Origin of the sequence: Stenotrophomonas maltophilia (genome assembly GCF_039555535.1) — a bacterium.
GTDB classification, from domain to species: domain Bacteria; phylum Pseudomonadota; class Gammaproteobacteria; order Xanthomonadales; family Xanthomonadaceae; genus Stenotrophomonas; species Stenotrophomonas maltophilia_Q.
Map to the genome: position 1 here is coordinate 3,315,784 of NZ_CP154630.1, position 24,380 is coordinate 3,340,163.

At 67.1% G+C, this 24,380-nt stretch carries 18 protein-coding genes and 3 tRNA genes; 9 read left to right on the top strand and 12 right to left on the bottom strand.

Annotated elements, in window-relative coordinates; all coding sequences use genetic code 11:
* Nucleotides 1-117: 117 nt before the first annotated feature.
* On the bottom strand, nt 118-2,583 hold the full coding sequence (gene rnr, locus AASM09_RS15415; protein WP_049430106.1) for a ribonuclease R: 2,466 nt from the start codon (nt 2,581-2,583) through the stop codon (nt 118-120).
* Nucleotides 2,584-2,711: 128 nt separating this feature from the next.
* Between rnr and AASM09_RS15420 the strand changes: the two genes are divergently transcribed.
* Nucleotides 2,712-2,796 (top strand) — tRNA-Leu (locus AASM09_RS15420).
* 208 nt (nt 2,797-3,004) lie between these two features.
* Nucleotides 3,005-3,089, top strand: a tRNA-Leu gene (locus AASM09_RS15425).
* 56 nt (nt 3,090-3,145) lie between these two features.
* Here AASM09_RS15425 and AASM09_RS15430 read toward each other — a convergent pair.
* Entirely contained in the window at nt 3,146-3,892 is a 747-nt protein-coding gene (locus AASM09_RS15430; protein ID WP_049426719.1) for a sulfite exporter TauE/SafE family protein, read from the bottom strand.
* Nucleotides 3,893-3,990: 98 nt separating this feature from the next.
* Here AASM09_RS15430 and AASM09_RS15435 point away from each other — a divergent pair, with 98 nt between their 5' ends.
* The 3 genes from AASM09_RS15435 to AASM09_RS15445 all read left to right on the top strand — a co-directional run bounded on the left by AASM09_RS15435 (nt 3,991) and on the right by AASM09_RS15445 (nt 5,968).
* Entirely contained in the window at nt 3,991-4,884 is an 894-nt protein-coding gene (locus tag AASM09_RS15435; RefSeq protein WP_049426718.1) for a LysR family transcriptional regulator, read from the top strand.
* Nucleotides 4,885-4,940: 56 nt separating this feature from the next.
* Nucleotides 4,941-5,025: transfer RNA gene (locus AASM09_RS15440), tRNA-Leu, on the top strand.
* A gap of 157 nt (nt 5,026-5,182) precedes the next feature.
* The gene (locus AASM09_RS15445) at nt 5,183-5,968 is read left to right on the top strand and encodes a hypothetical protein (protein WP_049427535.1); all 786 of its coding nucleotides are present in this window, start codon (nt 5,183-5,185) and stop codon (nt 5,966-5,968) included.
* 99 nt (nt 5,969-6,067) lie between these two features.
* Here AASM09_RS15445 and emrB read toward each other — a convergent pair whose 3' ends face one another.
* Genes emrB through emrR form a run of 4 tightly spaced genes read right to left on the bottom strand, consistent with a single transcriptional unit; the run spans nt 6,068 to nt 10,788 of the window.
* On the bottom strand, nt 6,068-7,654 hold the full coding sequence (emrB, locus tag AASM09_RS15450) for a multidrug efflux MFS transporter permease subunit EmrB (RefSeq protein WP_049427532.1): 1,587 nt from the start codon (nt 7,652-7,654) through the stop codon (nt 6,068-6,070).
* Between the two features lie 7 nt (nt 7,655-7,661).
* The gene (gene emrA, locus AASM09_RS15455; protein WP_049427530.1) at nt 7,662-8,843 is read right to left on the bottom strand and encodes a multidrug efflux MFS transporter periplasmic adaptor subunit EmrA; all 1,182 of its coding nucleotides are present in this window, start codon (nt 8,841-8,843) and stop codon (nt 7,662-7,664) included.
* A gap of 11 nt (nt 8,844-8,854) precedes the next feature.
* Nucleotides 8,855-10,348 (bottom strand): multidrug efflux transporter outer membrane subunit EmrC, encoded by a 1,494-nt coding sequence (gene emrC / locus AASM09_RS15460; RefSeq protein WP_100443629.1) that lies wholly within the window; start codon nt 10,346-10,348, stop codon nt 8,855-8,857.
* The gene (gene emrR / locus AASM09_RS15465) at nt 10,345-10,788 is read right to left on the bottom strand and encodes a multidrug efflux system transcriptional regulator EmrR (protein WP_049429561.1); all 444 of its coding nucleotides are present in this window, start codon (nt 10,786-10,788) and stop codon (nt 10,345-10,347) included. Before emrR ends, emrC begins: the two co-directional genes overlap by 4 nt.
* Nucleotides 10,789-10,960: 172 nt before the next feature.
* Between emrR and AASM09_RS15470 the strand changes: the two genes are divergently transcribed.
* Nucleotides 10,961-11,842, top strand: a complete 882-nt coding sequence (locus AASM09_RS15470) for a helix-turn-helix domain-containing protein (RefSeq protein ID WP_180849161.1) — start codon at nt 10,961-10,963, stop codon at nt 11,840-11,842.
* A gap of 60 nt (nt 11,843-11,902) precedes the next feature.
* Nucleotides 11,903-14,146 carry a DNA topoisomerase IV subunit A gene (gene parC / locus AASM09_RS15475; RefSeq protein WP_343368482.1) on the top strand — a complete coding sequence of 748 codons (2,244 nt, stop codon included), beginning with the start codon at nt 11,903-11,905 and terminating at the stop codon, nt 14,144-14,146.
* Between the two features lie 251 nt (nt 14,147-14,397).
* Here parC and bfr read toward each other — a convergent pair whose 3' ends face one another.
* Nucleotides 14,398-14,886 (bottom strand): bacterioferritin, encoded by a 489-nt coding sequence (gene bfr / locus AASM09_RS15480; protein WP_049429558.1) that lies wholly within the window; start codon nt 14,884-14,886, stop codon nt 14,398-14,400.
* Between the two features lie 124 nt (nt 14,887-15,010).
* Between bfr and AASM09_RS15485 the strand changes: the two genes are divergently transcribed.
* Nucleotides 15,011-17,338, top strand: coding sequence for a penicillin acylase family protein (locus tag AASM09_RS15485; RefSeq protein ID WP_100443631.1), 2,328 nt, complete (start codon nt 15,011-15,013; stop codon nt 17,336-17,338).
* 123 nt (nt 17,339-17,461) lie between these two features.
* On the opposite strand, the gene AASM09_RS15490 is transcribed toward AASM09_RS15485, so the two are convergent.
* The gene (locus AASM09_RS15490; protein ID WP_100443632.1) at nt 17,462-18,850 is read right to left on the bottom strand and encodes a cation:proton antiporter; all 1,389 of its coding nucleotides are present in this window, start codon (nt 18,848-18,850) and stop codon (nt 17,462-17,464) included.
* Between the two features lie 95 nt (nt 18,851-18,945).
* The gene (gene asnB / locus AASM09_RS15495; RefSeq protein WP_049427311.1) at nt 18,946-20,637 is read right to left on the bottom strand and encodes an asparagine synthase B; all 1,692 of its coding nucleotides are present in this window, start codon (nt 20,635-20,637) and stop codon (nt 18,946-18,948) included.
* Nucleotides 20,638-20,973: 336 nt separating this feature from the next.
* Here asnB and AASM09_RS15500 point away from each other — a divergent pair, with 336 nt between their 5' ends.
* Nucleotides 20,974-21,852 carry a tetratricopeptide repeat protein gene (locus AASM09_RS15500; RefSeq protein WP_370672020.1) on the top strand — a complete coding sequence of 293 codons (879 nt, stop codon included), beginning with the start codon at nt 20,974-20,976 and terminating at the stop codon, nt 21,850-21,852.
* Nucleotides 21,853-21,984: 132 nt separating this feature from the next.
* Here AASM09_RS15500 and dapE read toward each other — a convergent pair whose 3' ends face one another.
* The 3 genes from dapE to AASM09_RS15515 are packed head-to-tail and all read right to left on the bottom strand — an operon-like array spanning nt 21,985 to nt 24,378.
* Nucleotides 21,985-23,112 carry a succinyl-diaminopimelate desuccinylase gene (gene dapE / locus AASM09_RS15505; protein ID WP_049429630.1) on the bottom strand — a complete coding sequence of 376 codons (1,128 nt, stop codon included), beginning with the start codon at nt 23,110-23,112 and terminating at the stop codon, nt 21,985-21,987.
* On the bottom strand, nt 23,109-23,480 hold the full coding sequence (locus AASM09_RS15510; RefSeq protein ID WP_180849163.1) for an arsenate reductase: 372 nt from the start codon (nt 23,478-23,480) through the stop codon (nt 23,109-23,111). Before AASM09_RS15510 ends, dapE begins: the two co-directional genes overlap by 4 nt.
* Nucleotides 23,481-23,511: 31 nt before the next feature.
* Entirely contained in the window at nt 23,512-24,378 is an 867-nt protein-coding gene (locus tag AASM09_RS15515) for a hypothetical protein (RefSeq protein WP_049429631.1), read from the bottom strand.
* Between the last annotated feature and the right edge of the window lie 2 nt (nt 24,379-24,380).

Genomic DNA, 24,380 nt, shown 5'->3' on the forward strand with positions numbered 1-24,380 from the left:
GCCGCCGCTGTATTCGGGTTGGCCTTACATGGTGCGTTCCTCCGAAACGTCGTGCCAACGCACGGTTGGCACCTACCGGGTGAGGTGGGGGCCGACCGTTGGTCGGCACGCCTTTCATCAATATTGCTTCTTGGTGCGCTTGGCCGGCTTGCCACGCTCGGGCAGCGGCGGCAGGCCATCGCCTTCGTCCTCGCCCTTGTGCTCGACCAGGCGGAAATCGATCTTGCGCTCTTCCATGCTGGCCTTCAGTACCAGGATGCGCACGCGGTCGCCCAGGCGGTAGCTGCTGCCGCGGCGTTCGCCGGTCAGCGTCTTGCGGGTGGCGTCGAACTTGTAATAGTCCTGCGGCAGTTGGGTCACGTGCACCAGGCCCTGCACCTTCGACTCGTCCAGTTCCACGAACAGGCCGAAGCTGGTTACGCCGCTGATCACGCCGTCGAACTGGCCGCCCACATGCTTTTCCATCCACGCGGCGCGGTAGCGCTCGTCCACCTCGCGCTCTGCCTCGTCGGCACGTCGCTCGCGTTCGGAACATTGCAGTGCCAGCGCGGCCATCTCGCGGGCGTTGTAGGTGAACTTGTCCAGCGGCTTGCCGGACAGTGCGTGCTTGATCGCGCGATGCACCAGCAGATCGGGGTAGCGGCGGATCGGCGAGGTGAAATGCGCGTACGCCTCCAGCGCCAGGCCGAAGTGGCCGTGATTCTCCGGGCTGTAGATCGCCAGGCTCTGGCTGCGCAGCAGCACCGATTCCAGCAGCGTGGCATCGGGGCGGTCGCGGATCTTCTTCAGCAGCTTGGTGTAGTCACCCGGGCGCACCTTCGACCACGGCGGCAGGCTCAGCTTGAACTCCTTGAGGAATTCCAGAAGGTCGGCGTACTTGGTTTCCGGCGGCTTCTCGTGGATGCGGTACGGGGCCGGCACGTGGCGCGACAGCAGGTACTTCGCCGCCTCGACGTTGGCCGCGATCATGCATTCCTCGATCAGCTTGTGCGCGTCGTTGCGCACCAGCATGCCGGCCTGGGTGACTTCACCGCGGTTGTCCAGCACGAAGCGCACTTCACTGCTTTCGAACTCGATGGCACCGCGCTTGGTGCGCGCCTTGGACAGCACCTTGTACAGCTGGTGCAGGCGCTGTACCTGCGGCAGCAGGTCGCCCATCCAGGCTTTGGTATCGGCATCGTCCTCGCCCACCGCCTTCCACACCTGGGTGTAGGTCAGGCGCGCGTGCGAGTTCATCACCGCTTCGTAGAAGCGCGAATGCGTGACCAGGCCGTCGCGGTCGATCTGCATGTCGCAGACGAAGCACATGCGGTCGACCTTCGGCATCAAAGAGCAGATGCCGTTGGACAGCGTCTCCGGCAGCATCGGCACCACGAAGCCCGGGAAATACACCGAGGTCGCGCGCTTCTGCGCTTCCTCGTCCAGCGGCGTGCCGGGGCGAACGTAGTTGGATACATCGGCAATCGCCACCACCAGGCGGAAGCCATCGGCATTCGGTTCGCAGTACACCGCGTCGTCGAAGTCCTTGGCATCTTCACCATCGATGGTCACCAGCGGCGTGCTGCGCAGGTCGACGCGGTCGCCGATCATCGCCGGCTCGACCACCATCGGCACCGACGCGGCTTCGTCCAGCACTTCCTGCGGGAACTCGAACGGCAGTTCGTGGCCGTGGATCGCGGTTTCCACCACCAGCGAGGCGGTCAGCTTGTCGCCGAGCACGGCGATGATGCGGCCGATCGGCGGACGGCGGCTGTCCGGCGCCTGGGTCAGCTCGCAGACCACCAGCTGGCCGTCACGCGCGCCACCGGTCTGGTCCGGCGGCACCTGCACGTTGCGCTGCACGCGCTTGTCGTCGGGCACCACGTAATTGATACCCATCTCGATGCTGAAGCGGCCGATCAGGCGGGTCATGCCGCGTTCGAGCACGCGTGCAATGCTGCCTTCGCGACGGCCACGGTGGTCGATGCCGGTCACGCGGGCCAGCACCTTGTCGCCGTGCATCACCTTGCGCATTTCATACGGCGGCAGGAACAGATCATCGCCACCCTCGACCGGGCGCAGGAAGCCGAACCCTTCCGGGTTGGCGATCACCACGCCGGTCACCAGGTTCAGGGTCTGGATCGGGGCGAAGCCGCCACGGCGGTTCTGCACCAGCTGGCCATCACGGACCATGGCGCCGAGCCGGCGCGACAGCGCCTCGGCACGGTCCGGCGCGGTCAGTCCCAGGCGTGCGCCCAGTTCCTCGGCGGTCTGCGGCCCTTCGCAACGCTCCAGCAGGGCCAGGATGGCCTCGCGGCTGGCGATGGGCTGTTCGTATTTCTCGGCTTCGCGCGCGGCATAGGGATCGTCGATCACCTTGCCGGTCGGCGGCAGCTTACGGCCCGGCGCCGGGCCGGGGGCAGTGGCATCGGTATTGCGGACCTTGCGGCCGCGCGGCGGTGCGCCGCCTTCATTCAATTCGGGGAACCAGCCCGGCAACGGCTTGCCCGGCTTGGTGATGCGGGCTGCGCCCGCCTTGGCGCCCTTCTTTGGGGCCTGGCTGCGGGAATTGCTCCCGCCCTTGCTTGGTTTTTTGGTAGTCATCGCCCTACATGGTAGCCGTTGATGGCGTGCAGAACGGGTCAGCGCCCGCCTTGGAGGCGTTGGATTAATAAATTTCAGAAAGTCGTTGACAGTCCCCGGATTCATCTTCACAATTGCGCCTCTGGAACGCCCAGGTGGCGGAATTGGTAGACGCACTAGTTTCAGGTACTAGCGGGTAAAACCGTGGAGGTTCGAGTCCTCTCCTGGGCACCAACGAAAAAACTCCTCGCTTCGGCGAGGATTTTTTTTGCCCGCGATTTGGCGTCGAGGGTCGGATCGCTTTCCGCGAGGCAAAGGGCTCTGACCCCGACACCAGCCCTTGGGGTCAGAGCCACTTTCGCACGCGAAACGGGTTCCGACCCCGGCCCTGCAAAAAGTATTGACACCCCCGTCACAGCACCCCATAATCTCGCTCCTCGACGCCCAGGTGGCGGAATTGGTAGACGCACTAGTTTCAGGTACTAGCGGGTAAAACCGTGGAGGTTCGAGTCCTCTCCTGGGCACCACGTCGAGAATGAGAAAAACCCGCGAAAGCGGGTTTTTTCATGCCCGGAATCCGGCATCAGAACAGCGGCCGCAACACCAGTTCCAGCCCAAGCAGCAGCAGGAACCCGAGGAAACAGGCGCGGAACACCCGTGCGCTGATGCGCTGCCGGATCACTTGGCCCAGCCACATGCCCAGCAGCGCCGGCACCACCGCCAGCGCACTCAGGCCCAGCTGCTGGATGCCGAATGCACCGTGCATCACCAGTCCGGTGGTCAGCGAAATCGTTGACACGGTGAACGCCAGCCCCAGCGCCTGCACCAGTTCCTCGCGCTGCAGCCCCAGCGACTGCAGGTACGGCACCGCCGGCATCACGAACACACCCGTCGCACCGGTGACCACGCCCGACAGCGCACCGACCAGCGGCCCCAACCAACGCTCGCGCCGCTGCGGCACGCGGAACACCGGCGCCAGCAGCGCATAGGCCGCATAGACCACCAGGGCCAGGCCCAGGGCAACGCGCGACCCGGTGCGGTCGACCCGCACCAGCAGCGCTGCCGAAGCCAGGGTCACCACCACCACTGCCAGCATCATCGGCCACAGCCGCCGCACGATGCCGCCCAGCGACGGACCGGACACCAATTGCCACGCGTTGGTGACGAAGGTGGGAATGAACAGCATCGATGCGGCCGCCACCGGCGACAACGCGCCGCCCAACAGGCCCATCGCCACCGTCGGCAGCCCCATGCCGGTCACGCCCTTGACCACGCCGGCCAGCACGAACACCACCACCAGCAACCCATAGAAGTACATCGCCTCGTTCATGCCGCCATTGGAGCGGCCGCGGCAACGGCGCACAATGCGGCTTTGCGGCCCCACCCTTCGGACCAGCCGAAGGCAGCCGCCCTGCCGAGGTCATTCCCATGCGACTGGACATTGCCGATCTGCGCCTGTTCCTGGCCGTCGCCGACGCGGGCAGCATCACCGCCGGTGCGGCACAGGCCAACCTGGCCCTGGCATCGGCCAGTGAACGCCTGCGCGCCATCGAAGCCGATGCCGGCAGCACGCTGCTGGACCGGCATCCACGCGGGGTAAGCCTGACCGAAGCCGGTGCCGCCCTCGCCCACCATGCGCGCTTGATCGTGCAGCAGCAGACGCAGCTGCGCGGCGAGCTGCAGGCATTCGCACAGGGCGCGCGCGGCACCCTGCACCTGTATGCCAATACCGCTGCGCTGACCAACTACCTGCCCTCGCGCCTGGCACCGTGGCTGGCCCAGCGGCCACGGCTGCGGGTGGAACTGCACGAGCGCACCAGCAACGAAGTCGTGCGCGCACTGCGCGCCGGGCAGGCCGAGGCCGGCATCATCAGCGACGCCGTGCCGGCCGAGGGACTGCAGCGCCATGTGGTGGCCGAAGATCCGCTGGTGATGCTGTTGCCGGGCCACCACCGTTTCGCCCAGCGCCGCAGCGTGTCCTTCGCCGATGTGCTGGGTGAAACTTTCGTCGCGCTGGCCGACGGCAATGCCCTGCAGACCTACATCGAAGAACTGGCCGCTGCCGCCGGTCGCGTGCTGGATGTGCGCATCCGCATGAAAACCTTCGAGGGCCTGTGCACGATGGTCGGCCACGGCATCGGCGTGGGCATCATGCCGCGCACGCTGGCCCGGCAACACCGGCGCAGCACCGGCACCGTTGCAGTTCCACTGGAAGATGCCTGGGCACAGCGTCGTCTCTGCGTGTGCATTGCCGACGCGCAGGCACTGTCAGCACCGATGCGCAGCCTGCTGCAGCACCTGGGCGTTCGCACTGAAAAATAAGTGTGAAATTGTGTTGACACATCGGCGTGCTTACCGCACAATTTCTCTCCTGAGTCGCCCAGGTGGCGGAATTGGTAGACGCACTAGTTTCAGGTACTAGCGGGTAAAACCGTGGAGGTTCGAGTCCTCTCCTGGGCACCATGACTCAAGATGATCAAACCCGCGAAAGCGGGTTTTTTCGTTTCTGCAGTCCCCGTCGACCTGGATTGACAGCGCGCCCATCCTGAGCGCCTGCAACTGATTCAAGTCCGCCCATCCGGTACCGATATGGAAGGCAGGACCGTGAACATCTGGGCTTATGGACAAGGCAAAGAAAGACCCGATCACACTGGATGTTGCCTCGCTCTTCAACGAGATGAAGGAATTTGATGGCGCTTATGTGAAAGCGCGCAAGGCACACTCCCCTCCGATCCTCAGCGATACGGTACTGGTCGCCCTCGGAATCGCGCTCGCCGTCCTGCTGACCGTGATCGCAATGGCCGCCATCATCAAGCAATTTGCGTATGAAGGCGACCAAACCTTCTGGAATCCCATGGGTCTGGGATTCATGATTTTCCTTGTGGTCCTCGCGCTGCTCTGGGCAGTCTGGTTCGCACTGGATGCCGTTCACTCGGCATTGACGATGTATCGCACACGACTGACAGGTATCGATCAAGCACTCCGCCGCGACGATTGGGTCGCTGCCGCACTTCAGGAGCGGATCTACAGTGCGCAGAAGCAAGCAGCGAATGGCAAGGCTTCCTCGCCCATGGAGCCCGCCGGGACATGCGCGCGTTTGCAGCAATTGATCCGCCACCTGCAGTCGGAATGCCGAGTCCGCTTGGCACGTGCCAATACTGGAGGTCTACTGGGCGCAATGGCGGGCTTGATCATCACCGGGTCGGATACGGCGCAGAAGCTCATGCAGATCAAAGTGCCGATCGAGGTCCCCTCCTACACTGTGGCACTGGCCATCGGAATCATGCTTGGCGCAATCCTCCAAACCTACTTCGCCGCCAGACTCTCACGACTGGCGGAACTGCTGGAACGGGTCGTACTGGGCCTTCAGTCGCATTCATCGGCCAGCGCGGGCCAAAGCCGATAGCCCGTAGCATGCATTTCAGGTGTGACGGCCGCCACGACACCCCTCAAACAAAAACCCCGCCTTGCGGCGGGGTTCTTGCATTTCAACGGCAATGATCGATCAATGGCCGCCGGCAGACGCCGCACCCGCACCCGCGCCGAACGGTGGTTTGGCCAGCCACAGGAACGTGATGATCGCCAGGAAGATCCAGCCCAGCAGGAAGAAGATGTCGTTGAAGCCCATCTGCGAAGCCTGGTGGTTGATCATGTTGTTCAGCACCGCTGCACCGTTCTGCAGGTTGCCCTGCCCCATCGCGGTCACCTGGTCCTGCATGCCCGGCTGATAGGCCGAGATGTGCTCGGTCAGATCCGCATGGTGCACCTGGGTACGACGCGCCCACAGCCACGTGGTCAGCGATGCTGCGAAGCTGCCGCCCAGCGTACGCAGGAAGGTGGCCAGGCCGGAACCCGCCGCGATCTCGCGGCCATCCAGGTCCGACAGCAGGATCTGCAGCACCGGCATGAAGAACAGCGCCACGCCGATGCCCATGATCAGCTGCACGCCGGCCACGTGCATGTAGTCCACCTGCAGGTTGAAGTTCGAGCGCAGGAAGCTGGTCATCGACAGCACGATGAAGGCGATCGTGGCCAGCATGCGCATGTCGAAGCGCGATGCGTACTTGCCCACGAACGGGGTCATGATCACTGGCAGGATACCGATCGGCGCGGTCGCCAGGCCCGCCCAGATCGCGGTGTAGCCCATGTCACGCTGCAGCCACTGCGGGATCAGCAGCGCCACGCTGAAGAACGCCGCATAGGCCACCACCATCGCCAGCGTGCCTGCGCGGAAGTTTCGATGCCGGAACAGCTTGAGGTCGACGATCGGATCCTTGTCGGTCAGCTCCCAGATCAGGAAGACCGTCAGCGTCACCACTGCCACGCAGGCCAGCACCACGATCTTCATCGACGAGAACCAGTCCTCGTCATTGCCCAGATCGAGCACCAGCTGCAGCGCGCCGACACCGATCACCAGGGTGACCAGGCCGACATAGTCCATCTTCGGCTTCTCGATCTGCTCCGGGCGCCCCTTCAACTGGTTGCCCACCACCAGCGCGGCAAAGATGCCCAGCGGCACGTTGATCAGGAAGATCCACTCCCAACTGTAGTTGTCGGTGATCCAGCCACCGAGGATCGGGCCGCAGATCGGCGCCACCACCGTGATCATCGCCAGCAGCGCCAGCGCCTGCCCGCGCTTCTCGCGTGGATAGATCGAGACCAGCAGCGACTGCGTGATCGGATACATCGGGCCGGCCACGAAGCCCTGCAGCGCGCGTGACAGCACCAGCATGCCCATGCTCTGGGCCAGGCCGCACAGCAGCGAGGTGATGACGAAGGCCAGCGTGGCCCAGACGAACAGCTTGCGTTCGCCGAAGCGGCGGCTGAGCCAGCCGGTCAGCGGCAGCGCGATGGCCGTGCTGACCGCGAACGAGGTGATGACCCACGTCGCCTGCTGCGAACTGGCGCCGAGATTACCGGCGATGGTCGGCAGCGAGACGTTGGCGATGGTGGTGTCGAGCACCTGCATGAACGACGCCATCGCCAGGCCCACGGTGCACAGGGCGACGCTGGGCGGCAGGAATCCGGAGGCCGCTCCCGGCGCCGCCGGTGCGCCCGGAGCGCCGGGCGCGGCTGGAGCTTGTGCGGACATGGCGACCTCAGCCCGCCTTCGCCTGCTGCTGCGGCAGGTTGCCCTGGATGATCGTGTGGATCACCTCGTCGGCATCATGCAGCTGCTTGGCATACACGTCGGTGTCGAACACCGTGCCCTTGGCCGGGGTGCTCGGCAGCACTTCACCCTTCTGGTCGCGCAGGCTCACTTCAGCCTTCATCGACAGGCCGATGCGCAGCGGGTGTTCGGCCAGCTGCTTGGCATCGATGGCGATGCGCACCGGCACGCGCTGCACGATCTTGATCCAGTTGCCGCTGGCGTTCTGCGCCGGCAGCAGCGAGAACGCCGAACCGGTGCCCAGGCCCAGGCTCTGGATGCGGCCCTTGTACTTCACGTCACCGGCATACAGGTCCGACTTCAGCTCCACTTCCTGGCCCAGGCGCATGTGGCGCAGCTGGGTTTCCTTGAAGTTGGCCTCGACCCACATCTGCTCGGTCGGCACTACCGCCATCAGCGCGTTGCCCGGCTGCACGCGCTGGCCGACCTGCACCGAACGACGGGCGACGTAGCCGGTGACCGGCGCGACGATGCCGGCGCGGGCGTTGTTGAGGAAGGCCTGGCGCAGCTGCGCGGCTGCCGCCTGCACGTCCGGCTGGGTGGCGATCACGGTGTCGTCGACCAACGCGCGGTTGCGTTCGACGGTCTCGCGCGACCCGGCAACGGCCGCTTCGGCCGCAGCCAGCTCATCGCGGGCGTGGGCCAGTTCTTCGTTGGAGATGGCGCCGGTGGCGGCCAGGTCCTTGCGGCGGGCGAAGTCATCACGCACGCGCTTCAGGGTCACCTGGCGCGCGTTCAAGTCCGCCTGCGCGCCTTCCACGCTGCGGTACAGGCCACGGGTCTGGCGCACGGTCTTGGCCAGGTTGGCTTCGGCCTGCTGCAGCGCCACCGAGGTGTCGGACGGGTCCAGCTGCACCAGCAGCTGGCCGCGCTCCACGCGCATGCCGTCATCGGCGTTGATGGCGACCACGGTACCGGCCACCAGCGGGGTGATCTGCACTTGGTTGCCCTGCACGTAGGCATCGTCGGTCTCTTCGAACCAACGACCGAACATGAAGTACCACAGCGCCAGCGCGGCAAGCAGCAGCACGACGATCACGAACAGGCCGCGCAGCAGGTTGCCACGGCGGTTGGAGGCGGCCGGGGCCGCGGTGTCTTGGGTCTGGCTCATGGCAGGGGTCTTCAGGAATGCGAGGAATCGGAATGGGAGGCGATCGGTGCGCGGTCGGCGTCAGCGGGCTGGAAACCACCACCCAGCGCCTTGCTCAGGCGCACCGAAGTCTGCACCTGCTGCGACTGCAGGCCGGCCAGCTGCTGCTGCGACTGCAGCAGGGTGGACTGCGCGGTCAGCACGTCCAGGTAGCTGCCGATGCCGGCGCGGTAACGCTGCCGGGCCAGGTCGAAGGCCGAGCGGGCGGTGTCCACCGCCTGCTGCTGCGAGTGCGCCTGCTGCGCCAGCGAGCGCACCGCATTGACCTGGTCGGCCACGTCGCGCAGCGCGTCGAGCACGGCCTGGTTGTAGTTGGCCACCGCCAGGTCGTACTGCGCATCGGTGTTGGCCAGGTTGGCACGCAGCTTGCCGCCTTCGAAGATCGGCAGGCTCAGCGCCGGGCCGATGTAGGCGAAGGTGGAGCTGCTCTTCAGCAGGTCACCCACGTTCGGGGCGACCACGCCAGCCAGCGCGGTCAGGTTGAAACTCGGGTAGAACTTGGTCCTGGCCACCTTGATCTGCTTGTCGGCTGCTTCCACGCGCCAGCGTGCGGCAACAATGTCGGGGCGACGGCCCAGCAGTTCGCTGGGCAGCACGCCCGGCAGCTGCAGCGCCAGCGGGTTCAGCGGCTGCGGGCGCTGGATCGACAGGCCACGGTCCGGGCCCTTGCCGACCAGCGCGGCCAGTGCGGTGCGGGCCGCGTCGATGCGCTGCTGCGCGGCCTGCACCTGCTGCTGCGCGGCCGGTACGCGAGCCTCGGCCTGGCGCACCTGCAGGTCGCTGTCGATGCCGGCACTGCGGCGCTGGCGGGTCAGCTCCAGCGACTTCTGCGAACGGGTCAGCTCTTCCTCGGCCACGTCATTGAGCTGCCACGCATAGGCCAGGTCGGCATAGGCCTGGGTGATGCCGGTGGACAGGTTCAGGCGGGCGGCCTGGGCTTCGACGGTGGCGGCGTGGGCACCATCCACGGCGGCTTCCCAGGCAGCGCGCTTGCCGCCCCACAGGTCCACGCCGTAGCTGAAGTCGAAGGCGACCTGGCTGCTGCCGCCGTAGCGGCCACCCATTTCGCTGCCGACCATCGACTCAGGCAGGCGCAGGCCGGTGTAGCCGCCGGACACCGACAGGCTGGGCAGCTGGTCAGCGCGCGCGGTACCGACCTGGGCCTGGGCCTGGCGCAGGCGCGCGTCGGCGGCGTCCAGGCTCGGATGACCGGCCAGGCCCTCGGCAACCAGCGCGTCCAGCTGCGCATCGCCCAGCGCCTTCCACCAGTCCTGCGCCGGGAAGCCGGTGGCGCTCAGGTCGGTGTCGGCCAGGGTGCGTTCGCTGTGCAGGCTGTCCACGTCTAGCACGTGGCCCTGCGGGGTGAGGCCACGGCTGCTGGCGCAGGCGGCCAGGGCCAGGGCCAGCGCTGACACCAGCAGCGCGCGCCCGGACCGGCGGAGAGTGGGATGCGGGATCGGGTTCATGGGGTCGTCAGTGAATCGCGGATTCGGGTAAGGAGGGACAGCAGCAGCGTGCGCTCGTCGGTGGAAAGATCGCGCAAGGCGTAATCCATCACCGCGTCGCCGCGCAGCTTCAGCCGCGCCCACAACGCGCGGCCTTCATCGGTCAGCACGATCTGCAGCGCGCGGCGGTCCTGCGCATGCGGTTCGCGGCGGACGCAGCCCAGCGCCTCCAGCTTGTCCAGCAGGCGGGTGACCGCGCTGGGCACCTGGTCGATGGCCTGGGCCAGCTCGTTGGCGGTGCACGGGGCCATGTGCGAAAGCACCTTCAGCCCGATGTAGTGGGTGAAGCCGATACCCAGATCTTCTTCGGCCATGGACGCGTCGAGTTGCCGGACCAGGCCGTCGCGCACCTGGCGCAGCAGCAGGCCGAAGCTGGGGGGAGTGGTTGCAGGACAGATCATGGGGGAGCATTCTCTTCCAAAAAAAATATTTCTCAATGGAAATATTTGATCTGGCATCGAATGCTGTGTTGCAGCAGTGGGCTGGATCAGTGACGGCGCACACCTTAATGGCCCGCTCAGCTGGCCCGGTAGTACAATTAAGCCAATGGATGACACATTTCAGCCAGCGGATATGATGAACAAGGCAGAAATCCCCCCTCCGAAACGCCTGCTGCGTGACGACGCACTGGACTGGTTCGAGCGCAACGACGGCCCGCCGGTGGTCGCCTTCCGCTTCGACAGCCCCCTCGGCCTGGTCCGGGAAGTGGACTGGCACCACCACCAGCGCGCCCAGCTGATCTGCGTCGAACGCGGCCTGCTGACCACCCGCACCTCGCACGGGACGTGGTCGCTGGCGCCGGGCTCGGCCGGCTGGATGCCGCCGCTGGAGCCGCATACGGTGACCCTGGACGGTCCGCTGCGTGGCTGGGGCATGGCGCTGGCCGCACCGGCCTGCGCCACCCTGCCCGCCGATCCCTGCGTGCTGGGCCTGTCCAAGCTGGCGCAGGCGCTGGCCGACCGCATCTGCGAATGGCCGCTGGGCTACGACACCACGCCCGAGCGCCAGCACATCATCGACGTGCTGCTGGACGAGATCCGCACTGCGCCGCGCCAGCGCATGCACCTGCCGATGCCGCATGACCGGCGCCTGCTGAAGATCGCCTCGCAGCTGCTGGCCGACCCGTCCGACGAGCGCAGCCTGGCCGAATGGGCGCACTGGGCCGGCCTGTCGCCGCGCAGCCTCACCCGCCACTTCCGCGACGAGACCACGCTCAGCTTCGCCCAGTGGCGGCAGCAGGCCCGGCTCTCCGAAGCCCTGCGCCAGTTGACCGATGGCCGCAGCGTGGCCGACATCGCCCACGCACTGGGCTTCAGCAGCGCCAGCGCCTTCGTCACCGTGTTCCGCCGCCACTTCGGGCTGCCGCCCGGGCGCTACCTGGCGCGGGCCGGGCATGGCCTGGAAACCGGGCTGGACCCTGCGCGCGGCTTGGCATCCCCCGCCGCATCCGGATAATCACAGGATTGCGAGCGGCGACCGCCGTCGCCGCCTCCCGACAACAGGTAACAACGCCGCATGACCGAACTTGCCCGCCCCGTGTTCCACGGATTCGAACAACTGCCGCTGCGCGAGTACGCCGAACGCGCCTACCTCGATTACTCGATGTACGTGGTCCTGGACCGCGCCCTGCCGTTCATCGGCGACGGCCTGAAGCCAGTGCAGCGCCGCATCATCTATTCGATGAGCGAGCTGGGCCTGAATGCCGCGTCCAAGCCGAAGAAGTCCGCGCGCACCGTCGGTGACGTCATCGGTAAGTACCACCCGCACGGCGACAGCGCGTGCTACGAGGCGCTGGTGCTGATGGCGCAGCCGTTCTCGTACCGCTACCCGCTGATCGAGGGCCAGGGCAACTTCGGCTCCAGCGACGACCCGAAGTCGTTCGCGGCGATGCGTTACACCGAATCCAAGCTGACCCCGATCGCCGAAGTGCTGCTGGGCGAGCTGGGCCAGGGCACCACCGACTGGGCGCCGAACTTCGACGGCACCCTGCAGGAACCGACCTGGATGCCGGCGCGGCTGCCGCACCTGCTGCTGAACGGCACCACCGGCATCGCCGTCGGCATGGCCACCGACGTACCGCCGCACAATCTCAGCGAGATTGTCAGCGCGCTGCTGCACCTGCTGGACAACCCCGATGCGACCGTGCGCGACCTGTGCGAGCACGTGCAGGGCCCGGACTACCCGTCCAGCGCCGAGATCATCACCGCGGCCAACGATCTGCGGAACATGTACGAGACCGGCAATGGCAGCGTGCGTGCGCGTGCGACCTTCACCAAGGAAGCCAACAACATCGTGGTGACGGCGCTGCCGTTCCAGGTGTCGCCGTCGAAGGTGATCGAGCAGATTGCCGCGCAGATGCGCGCCAAGAAGCTGCCGTGGCTGGAAGACATCCGCGATGAATCCGACCACGCCAACCCGGTGCGCGTGGTGCTGGTGCCGCGTTCCAACCGCGTCGACGCCGAGCAGCTGATGGGCCACCTGTTCGCCACCACGGACATGGAGCGCAGCTACCGCGTCAACCTCAACGTGATCGGGCTGGACGGCCGTCCGCAGGTGAAGAACCTGAAGATGCTGCTCAGCGAATGGCTGACCTTCCGCAGCAACACCGTCACCCGCCGCCTGCAGCACCGCCTGCAGAAGGTCGAGCGCCGCCTGCACCTGCTGGAAGGCCTGCTGATCGCCTTCCTCAACCTGGACGAGGTGATCCACATCATCCGTACCGAGGACGAACCGAAGGCGGCGCTGATCGCGCGCTTCGGCCTGTCCGAGGAACAGGCCGAGTACATCCTGGAAACCAAGCTGAAGCAGCTGGCCCGCCTGGAGGAGATGAAGATCCGCGGCGAGCAGGACGAGCTGGCCAAGGAGCGCGAGAAGATCCTCGGCATCCTCGACAGCAAGGCCAAGCTGAAGAAGCTGATCCGCGACGAACTGACCGCCGACGCCAAGAAGTTCGGCGACGCACGCCGTTCGCCGCTGGTGCAGCGCCAGGCCGCGCAGGCCATCGATGAGACCGAGCTGGTGCCGAGCGAGCCGATGACCGTGGTGCTGTCGGAGAAGGGCTGGATCCGTGCCGCCAAGGGCCACGACGTCGATGCATCGGCCCTGTCCTACCGCGAAGGCGACGGACTGCAGGGCGCGGTGCGCGCGCGCAGCACCCAGCAGGTCGCGTTCCTCGACAGCGAGGGCCGCGCCTACTCGACGCCGGTGCACACCCTGCCCTCCGCGCGTGGCAATGGCGAACCGCTGACCGGCCGCTTCTCGCCGGCGCCGGGCACCAGCTTCGTGACCCTGGCCAGTGCCGAGCCGGAGGCCCGCTTCGTGCTGGCCTCCAGTCATGGCTATGGCTTCGTCACCCGCTTCGAGAACCTGATCGGTCGCAACAAGGCCGGCAAGGCGATGCTGAATCTGTCGTCCGGCTCGTCGGTGCTCACTCCGTCGGTGCTCGCCAACGTGGCCACCGACCGCATCGTGGCGGTGACCAGCTCGGGCAACCTGCTGGCGATCGCCGCCAACGACCTGCCGGAACTGGACAAGGGCAAGGGCAACAAGATCATCGAGATCCCGAAGGCCAAGCTCGCCACCGAACGCGTGGTCGCCATCGTGGCGATCAGCCCGGGGCAGACCCTGCAGGTGCGCAGTGGCCAGCGCACGATGGGGCTGAAGTTCAACGAGCTCGACGCCTACCTCGGCGCCCGCGCCACCCGTGGCCACCTGCTGCCGCGCGGCTGGCAGAAGGTGGAAGGGTTGTCGGTGGAATAAGGGCTGGGGCCCTGCCCTGGTGGGTGTCAACCTTGGTTGACACGCCTTGCCGGGGATCAGACACGAAAAAGCCGGGGCAATCCCCGGCTTTTTCGTTGTCGGCTGGCGGGCGGTGGAGCAGCTGGCGGGCGAAGGCTGGCTGGCGGTGCGCCGGTGCTGGCGGGCGACAGAACGTTGTAGAGTCGAGCCATGCTCGACTCGGATCCAACAGCAGCCGAGCATGGCCCGGCTCTACAGAGAGCGGTGCCGGCTCAGTGCGCCGGGGCGCCGCTGCCGTCGATCTTGCTCAGCTGGTACAGCTCCAGGCCGATGCGCTTGATCAGGCCGAGCTGCTGTTCCAGCCACCAGGCGTGGTCTTCTTCGGTGTCCTTCAGCTGCGCCAGCAGGATGTCGCGGCTCACGTAGTCGCCGTTCTCCTCGCACAGCTTCATGCCGGCGGCGAGATTGTTCCGAACGGCGTATTCAGTGTCGAGATCCTTCTGCAGCATCTCTTCCACAGTCTTGCCCGGCTCGGTGGCATGCGGGCGCATGTCCGGGTCGCCGCCCAGGAACAGGATCCGGCGCAGCAGCGCATCGGCGTGCTGGGTTTCCTCTTCCATCTCGTGGTTCAGGCGTTCGTACAGCGCGAACAGGCCCTGATCCTCGTAGCGGCGGGAATGGATGAAGTACTGGTCGCGGGCAGCGAGCTCGCCGCGCAGCAGTTCCTTCAGACAGGCGATGACGTCCGGGTTGCCTTTCATGGGGGGGCTCCTGTGAATCGATGTGGCATAGGGTGCCGCATTTCAGAATACGGTGATCTAATCGGAATCAGTCGCAGTTGCGCCTGCGGCTACAATCGGCCCACGAGTTCGGAAAGGACGTGCGATGCGACGTACATGGCGTTGGGTGCTGGGCGTATTGATCGCCATCGTCCTGGTCACCGCCCTGGTGCTGTGGCTGCTGCTGCGCGGCAGCCTGGCCGACCTGGACGGCGAGCATGCGCTGCCGGGGCTGGCCAAGCCGGTCACCCTCGAACGCGATGCGCTGGGCGTGGTGACCATCACCGCCGCCAGCCAGGCCGACGCGATGCGCGCATTGGGTCGCGTGCATGCGCAGGAACGTTATTTCGAAATGGACCTGATGCGCCGCAGTGCCGCCGGTGAGCTGTCGGCGCTGTTCGGGCCGAAGGCCATCGACGCCGACAAGCGCATGCGCGTGCATCGGCTGCGCGCGCGCACCGAGGCGAACATGCAGGCTGCACTGGGCGACAACATCGAAGCCGTGAGCGCCTACGTCGGTGGGGTCAATGAAGGCCTGGCCGATCTCTCCGTGCGCCCGTGGGCCTACCTGCTGCTGCGGCAGTCACCGCAACCGTGGAAGGCCAGCGACAGCGTGCTGACCGGGCTGGCCATGTACGCCGACCTGCAGGACCCGGGCAACCAGACCGAGCTTGCACTGAGCCGCATCCGCGCAGTGGTGCCGTCCGCGCTGTACGCGCTGATCGCCCACGACGGCACCGAATGGGATGCACCGCTGTTCGGCGAACCGACCGGCAACGCCACGCTCCCCGATGCCAGCCAGCTCGACCTGCACACATTGAAGGGAAAATCCGGCACCGCGCAGGAAGAGGCGGACGCTGTCGGCAGCAACAACTTCGCGGTGGCGGGGGCGCTTACCGCCGATGGCCGCGCTATCGTCGCCGACGACATGCACCTGGGCCTGCGCGCACCGGGCCTGTGGTTCCGCGTGCGCCTGCGCTACCCCGACCCGCAGGCTGCCGGCGGCCAGGTCGACGTCACCGGCTTCTCGCTGCCCGGCCTGCCGGCCGTGATCGTCGGCAGCAACGGGCACGTGGCCTGGGGCTTCACCAACAGCTACATCGACACGGCGGACTACCGGACTGAACCGGCCAACGCCGCCGCGACCGTACATGAAGAACGCATCACCGTAGCCGGCCGGGCCGACGTGGTGTTCCCGGTGCGCGAAACCGCCTGGGGCCCGATCCTGCACACCCATGCCGATGGCCGCAGCGACGCGCTGCGCTGGGTCGCCCATCTGCCGGGCGCGGTACGGCTGGACTTCAGTGACCTGGCCCGCGCTGGCGATCTGGACGCGGCCCTGCGGTTCGCCGACCACGCCGGCATTCCCGCGCAGAACCTGGTGGTCGGCGACCGCAGCGGACGCATCGCCTGGCGCCTGATCGGCGCCCGCCCGGACCGCGGTCCGGGCTGTGCACCGGCCGGCTTCACGGCCACCAGCAACCAGGACTGCGCCCCCTGGCCGATCCGCAGCGATGCCTCGCCGGCACTGATCGACCCACCCAACCATCGCCTGTGGACCGCCAACGGCCGCGTCCTCGACGGCGAGGCACTGGCCAGTGTCGGCAACGGTGGTTATGACCTCGGCGCTCGTGCGCGGCAGATCCGCGACCTGCTGGCGATCCAGGAGCGCTTCGACGAACACGACCTGCTTGCGATCCAGCTCGACGACCGCGCGGTGTTCCTGCAGCGCTGGTGGGCACTGCTGCACGACGTCATCGAACGCAGTGACGATCCCGCGCTGAAGCGATTGAAGGCGGTCAGCCATCAGTGGGGCGGGCGCGCTTCCGCCAACTCGGTCAGCTACCGGGTGGTGCGCGAGTTCCGCACGCAGGTGATGGAGACGCTGTCCGATGCGCTGCTGGCACCGGCCAATGCGCAGCTGGGTGAGGACTACCTCGATCCGCGCCTGGCGCAGCTGGAAGGCGTGGCCTGGCCGATGCTGCAGCAGCGCCCGGCCAACCTGCTGCCGCCAGCGTTCGACAGCTGGGATGCGCTGCTGATCGATGCAGCACGTCGCACGGAAGCCGAGCTCTCCAGGCAAGGCCCACTGGCCAAGCGCACGTGGGGGGAACGCAATACCGCGGCAATCTGCCATCCGATCGCACGCGCGCTGCCGGAGTTCGCCAAGCGCTGGCTGTGCATGCCGGCCGACCGCCTGCCTGGTGACCGCGACATGCCGCGGGTGCAGACGCCGAACTTCGGTGCTTCCGAGCGCATGGTGGTATCGCCCGGCCACGAGGCCGACGGCATCGTGCACATGCCCGGCGGCCAGAGCGGGCATCCCCTGTCTCCGTACTGGGGCGCCGGCCACGAAGACTGGGTGCATGGCCGCCCGACCCCGTTCCTGCCCGGCAAGGCGCAGCACACCATGACGCTGGTGCCAGCGCGCTGACGGCGGCACCCACGTGCCCGAGGGTGCGCTGCACGCTGTAGAGCCGAGCCCATGCTCGGCTGCTTCTGGCGCGGAGCCGAGCATGGGCTCGGCTCTACGGAATGCCCTCGCCGCGCTACCGGGTCAGCTTCTACGCCGCTCGATCAGGTTCAACAGCGGCCCGGTCATCGCCGTGGTCACCAGCGCCATGATCACCAGCACCGCAAACAGGCGGTCACCGAGCAGGCCCAGCTCGTAGCCCAGGTTGAGCACGATCAGCTCCATCAGGCCGCGGGTATTCATCAGCGCGCCCAACCGCCATGCCTCACGCGTGGGCATGCCGGCACTGCGCGCAGCACTGAAGGTGCCCAGCAGCTTGCCGGCCGTGGCCACCACGATCACCACCGCGCACAGCACGATATCGCTGGCCTGCAATGCGTCGGCGCGCATCCGCAGACCGGTCATGGCGAAGAACAGCGGCAGCAGCAGCGTCACCGCGAACGGTTCGACGCGGGCCATCAGCAGCTCGCGCAGCTGCACGTTGGACGACACCGCCACGCCCGCAGCAAAGGCACCGAACAGCGCATGGATGCCGAGCATCTCGGTGAACAGCGCACTGGCCAGCGACAGCAGCAGGATGCCCAGCAGCCAGCGCCCTTCGCGTCCCGGCGCGATCTGCTGGCGGGCGAACCAGGGCTTCACCAGCCCCAGCATCAACGCCACGAACGCAACCACGCACAGCAGGTTGAGGCTGGCCGGCAGCCAGCCACTCGCCTGGGCCGCGGCAACGATCAGCGCCAGCAGGCACCACGCGGTGGCGTCGCCCAAGGCGGCGCAGGCGATGGCGGTCTGGCCCAGCGATGTCTGGGTGATGCCACGGTCGGCGAGGATGCGCAGCAGCACCGGGAACGCGGTGATGCTCATCGAGATGCCGACGAACAGCGCGAACGCAGTGAAGCCCACACCTTCGGGGCCGTGCTGCGGGTACAGCCAGATCGCCAGCGCGATGCCGAGCACGAACGGCACCGCGATGCCGGCATGGCTGACCGTGAACGCAAAACGCCGTCGCCCGCGCAGCGCAGCCAGATCCAGCTCGGCACCGGCCACCAGCAGGAACATCAGCACGCCCAGCTGGCTGAGCATGCCCAGCGGCCCCAGCGAACTGCCCGGGAACAGCGCCCCATGCAGCTGCGGCAGCACGCTGCCCAGCACCAACGGGCCCATCATCAGGCCGGCCGCCATCTCGCCGATCACCGCCGGCTGGCCCAGCCGCTTCAGCAGTGCGCCCGCCCCCTTGGCCACCAGCAACAGCACCAGCAACTGCAGCAGGAACAGGCCCAGCGGCGAGGCCAGATGCTGCGCCCAGCCGCCCTCTGCCACAGCCGTAGCGCGGGCAACCGCAGCGGGTGCAGCAGGGCCAGCGAAGCGTGCCAGCAGTACACCGGCAAGCAAGGGCAGCGCGGCCCATGCCAGATAGCGCCATCCCCACTTCATCGGCGGCCGTTGGCTACCGCGCGGTACGTCCATGAACATTCCCCAATGTGCAGGGCGCCGATGATACGTCGCAAAAAGGGGACGGAGGGGACTAAGTCCTCCTTGTGCTCGCCGGTCATGGCCCGGCGGAAGCATTACGCCAGGGCTTGTTCGTGCACGCCGGCGATCGCGCGTCCGGAAGGGTCGGCCGCCGCCGCGAAGCTGGCATCCCAGGCGATCGCCGCCGGCGAGGAACAGGCAATCGATTTGCCGCCCGGCACGGTCTCGGCCGCCGCGCGGCTCGGGAAGAACTGCTCGAACAGGTGGCGGTAGTAGTACGCCTCCTTGGTCTGCGGCGGGTTGTGCGGGAAGCGCTTGTCGGCGGCCGCCAGCACACGATCGCTCACCTGCGCTTCGGCATGCGCCTTCAGCCCATCGATCCAGCCGTAGCCGACGCCATCGCTGAACTGCTCCTTCTGCCGCCACAGGATGCTGTCCGGCAGGTAGCCATCGAACGCCTCGCGCAGCACCGCCTTCTCGATGCGACGGCCACCGAACCCGGCACCGACCATCTTGTGCGCGGCATCGAAGCGCATCGCCACGTCGAGGAATTCACGATCCAGGAACGGCACGCGCGGCTCCACGCCCCAGGCCATCATCGATTTGTTGGCACGCAGGCAATCGTAGTTGTGCAGGGCGTCGAGCTTGCGCACCAGCTCGTCGTGGAATTCGCGCGCATCCGGCGCCTTGTGGAAGTACAGGTAACCACCGAAGATCTCGTCGCTGCCTTCGCCGGACAGCACCATCTTCACGCCCATCGCCTTGATCCGCCGCGCCAGCAGGAACATCGGCGTCGACGCGCGGATGGTGGTGACGTCGTAGGTTTCGATGTGGCGGATCACTTCCGGCAGCACGTCCAGGCCTTCTTCGAAGGTGTATTCGAACCCGTGGTGCACAGTACCCAGCGCTTCGGCAGCAACCGCGGCAGCGGCCAGATCGGGGGATCCCTTCAGCCCGATCGCGAACGAGTGCAGGCGCGGCCACCAGGCTTCGGTCTGCCCGCCGTCCTCGATGCGACGGCGCGCGTAGCGTGCGGCCACGGCGGCCACCAGCGATGAATCCAGACCACCGGACAGCAGTACGCCATACGGCACGTCGCTCATCAGCTGGCGCTCCACGGCGTGCTCGAAGGCCTGCCGCAGTTCGGCGAGGTCGGCCTGGCGGCCCTGCACATCCGCATACTCACGCCACGGCTGCTGGTAGTAGCGCACCAGTTCACCACTGGCGCTGTCGAAATAGTGGCCCGGCGGGAACTGCGCGACATCGGCGCAGGAATCGACCAGCGCCTTCATCTCCGAAGCCACGCGCAGGCGCCCCTGCGCATCGTGGCCCCAGTACAGCGGCACCACGCCGACCGGGTCGCGCGCCACCAGCACGCGGCCGCTGTCACGGTCCCACAGCGCAAAGGCGAAGATGCCGTTGAGCTGCTCCAGCCACTGCGCCGGCGATCCGCCCTGGCGGTACAGCGCGTTGATCACTTCGCAGTCCGAGCCGGTCTGGAAGTCGTAGGCGGTGGTCAGCGCGGCCTTCAGTTGCTGGTGGTTGTAGATTTCGCCGTTCACCGCCAGCGCCAGCTGGCCGTCGGCAGACAGCAGCGGTTGCGAGCCGCCGGCCGGATCGACGATGGCCAGCCGCTCGTGGACCAGCAATGCGCCTTCGTCCAGGTACACGCCGCTCCAGTCCGGGCCACGGTGGCGCTGGCGCTGCGACAGTTCCAGCGCGTGCCGGCGCAGGGCGGGAAGATCGTCACCGGCCTGCAGGCCGAAGATTCCGAAGATCGAACACATGGCGGAGCTCCTGTTGGGGGATTTCACGAGGGGAAGGTGTTCGACCGGCCATCCAGGCCCGGGAAGGCTGCGCCCGGGCACAAAAAAACCCGCATCGGCCGATGCGGGTTTTCTGGTGTCCGGGCGTGTGTTGCTGTCTATCTACCCAGGGCGCAGTCCCGCATCGGCCGCGCACGATTATTCGCGCGCAGATTATTGCGGTTGTTGTTATTGACGGCGGTGGCCAGGCGGATCGACATGGGATCGACCGTACCCCGGTTTCCGGCGCGGCGCAACAGTTGCGTTGGCAACCACGCGTGAAGCGCATAATGGCGCGCCCAGCAATGTGTAATGGAAATGCAACACCGCACTGGATGCACTGCCGTACTGGCCGCCCTGCTCTGCCTGGGCCTGGCGGCCTGCCATACCCTGTCCCCGCCCTCCAGGCTGCCGCCCGCGCAGCAGCAGGCCCTGGAACAGCGCGGCAGCGACGGCAGCTTTGACGGCGCCTGGGATACCGCAGAGACCTTCGAGCGCTTCAACGACCCGCGCGCGATCGCCTACTACGAGCGTGCCGCTGCGGCCACGCCCTGGACCTTCCACAACACCAAGGCGGAAGAAGCACTGGGCCGGATCTGGACCTTCGGCACGCTGCGGCATGCCGACAGCCCCCGCATCGATCCTGCACCGGTGCTGCGCGCTTCGTGGCGACGCGGCGAGCGCGCCTACCTGGCTGCGGCCAACCACGGCAATCCCTACGCGTTCCACGACTTGGCTGCAGCCTATCGCCAGCAGGGCGACGCACAGCAGGCCCTGCGCTGGGACCTGCGCGCGATGATCCATCACCGCTATCCAAGCCGTTCCTCGCGACTGCCGGATGCAGTGGCCGCGAAGGCCGGCACCGTGCACCCGCTGGTCGCCCACCTGCAGCGTCGCGCGGCGCGTGGCGATGCCGAGGCGCAGGTGGATCTGGGCGCGCTGCTGGAACGCGGCGTGGGCGTGCCGAGCGATCCGGCACATGCGTTGCAGCTGTATCAGCGTGCCGGGGAACAGGGCAATGTGTTCGGCCAGTACTTTGCCGGGCTGCTGCTGGGCCGGAGTGCGCCGGGCGTGGAGAAGGACACCGAGGCGGCGGCACGCTGGTTCGCGAAGGCCGAAGCGCAGCACTTCTACATGGCGGCGCCCAGCTACTGGAAAAAAGCGGTCGAGCCGCCGTTCTTCCTTTTTTCGGAATAGTAGAGCCGGGCCGTGCTCGGCTGCTTCTGCCGGTAGACACCAGCCGAGCATGGCTCGGCTCTACAGGGATGCAGCCCCGGCGGGGGGCGTGCCGACCAACGGTCGGCACCCACCATTCCCACCTCACCGTCCTTACACCAGCAGCCGTTCCACCAGCCGCTGGTACAGCCCGGGCAGTGCTTCCAGTTCGTCCACGCGCACGTTCTCGTCCACCTGGTGGATGCTGGCGTTGACCGGTCCTACTTCGATGCACTGCGCACCCAAGGGTGCGATGAAGCGCGCATCGGAGGTACCGCCGCCGGTACTTTCTTCCGGCGCGCGGCCGATGTGCTCGGCCAGCACTGCGCGTGCAGCGGCGCGCAGCGTGCCTTCCGGGGTGTAGAACGGCTCGCCGCTACGGTGCCACTTCAGCGTGTACTGCAGGCCATGCCGGTCCAGCAGTGCGGCGATCTCTGCTTCCAGCTTCGGCGCGTCCCAATGCGGGTTGTAGCGGAGGTTGAAATCCACTTCGAGCTCGCCGGGAATCACGTTGTTGGCACCGGTGCCGGCGTGGATGTTGGAGATCTGCAGGCTGGTCGGCGGGAAGCTCTCGTAGCCGTCGTCCCAGCGTCGCGCACTCAGTTCGGCCAGTGCCGGCGCCGCCTGGTGGATCGGATTGCGCGCTTTCTCCGGGTACGCCACATGCCCCTGAACGCCCTGCACGCGCAGCTTGGCGGACAGGCTGCCGCGGCGGCCCACGCGCAGCAGGTCGCCCAGCGTCGCGGTCGATGACGGCTCACCGGTGATGCACCAGTCGATGCGCTGCCCCCGTGCGGCGAACAGGCGTGCAACGTGGCGCACGCCATCGATGGCATCGCCCTCCTCGTCGCTGGTCAGCAGTACCGCCAGCGTGCCGGGATGATCGGGATGCGCGGCGACGAACTGCTCGGCGGCGACCACGAACGCAGCCACGCTGCCTTTCATGTCGGCAGCACCGCGCCCATACAGCACGCCATCGCGGATCTGTGGGGTGAACGGGTCGCTGGTCCAGGCTTCGCGCGGGCCGGTTGGCACCACGTCAGTGTGGCCCAGCAGGACCAGTACCGGTGCGCCCTGGCCATGGGTCGCCCACAGATTGTCGACATCGCCCAGGCGCAGGTGGTCACAGTGGAATCCAGCCTGCTTCAGCCGCGCCGCCAGCAGCGCCTGGCAACCCGCATCGTCCGGCGTCACCGAAGGCCGTGCGATCAGCTCGCAGGCCAGGTCAAGGACGGTACTCATGCGTCGCCCAGGCCGAAGCGGGCCTTGAAGCCGTTGTCACTGAAACCCTGGCTGGCCTTGCCATCGGCGGTGACCACCAGCGGGCGCTTGATCAGCTGCGGGTACTCGCGCAGCAGCAGCTTCCACTCGGCCTCGGAATCGGCGGCCTTGCGGTTGTCCGGCAGCTGCCGCCAGGTGGTGGAGGACTTGTTGACCATCGCCGCCAGCCCCCCCAGCTGCGCGGCCCATTCCAGCAGCATTTCCGGGCTGGGTTTGTTCTCGCGGTAATCGACGAAGGTGTACGGCACGCCGAAGCGGTCGAGCCACTTGGTCGCCTTCTTGCAGGTATCGCAGTTCTTCAAACCGTAGACAGTGGTGCTCATGGCCATCTGTGATGCTGGAAAACAGGGGTCCAGAATCTCACAACAGGCGCTCGGACACGACCCGGAACGGCACTCTCGGCAAGCGGAAGACCAGGCCCGATTCAAGCGCCACGCCCATCGCCTGCAGGCGCGGGCAGTGCAGCTCGCCCGACAGGCGCAGCGGCTGCAGGCTGCCGATGTCCACCGGCAGCGCGATGCGGGTACTGGCCCAGTACTGATCGCAGGTGCGGGCGATGGCTTCGTCCTGGCAGGTCAGGAAGCGCAGCAGGGCCTGACGGCCACCGAACGCCGCCGACCATGCGTCGTGCCGCCAGCCATCGGCTGCCTGCCACTGCAGTCCCAACGCGGGTGCACTGCCCTGCCCGCCTTCAATCAGCGTGTGGCCACGACCCGAGGCATCCAGCACATGTTCGAAGCGGATGGAAAGATGGGGTTGCATGGCATCGCTGAACGCGCGCGCGCCAGCGACGAAGGCCAGCTGGTCCATCACATTGCGATCAAACAGCACCACCGGTGTGCCTTCCGGATCGTCGTCGCGGCGCAGGTACCAGCGCCAGTTGCTCTGCCGCGGCGACGGCATCAGCGCGCGCAGCGGCCCGGCCAGCGCGGGCCCGAAGTGCCCGTGACGGTAGCTGAGGATGGTGTACGGCGTGCGCCCGGCATGCACCACGTAGTGATGGCCCGGTGGCGGCAACGGTGCATGGCGCACGTCGACCCACCAGCTCGCGTAGACCACGTCGCGCACATCGCTGGCCAGCGCTGGCATCGGCCAACGCCGTGACAGCGCGCGACGCAGCCGGCTCCAGCGGGATGCATGCAGCAGGCGCGGCAGCATCCGTCCGAACGCGGTGTCGGACGGATGCCGGTAGATCGCGGACTGCGCCAGGTCTTCCGGCGCAGCCACCT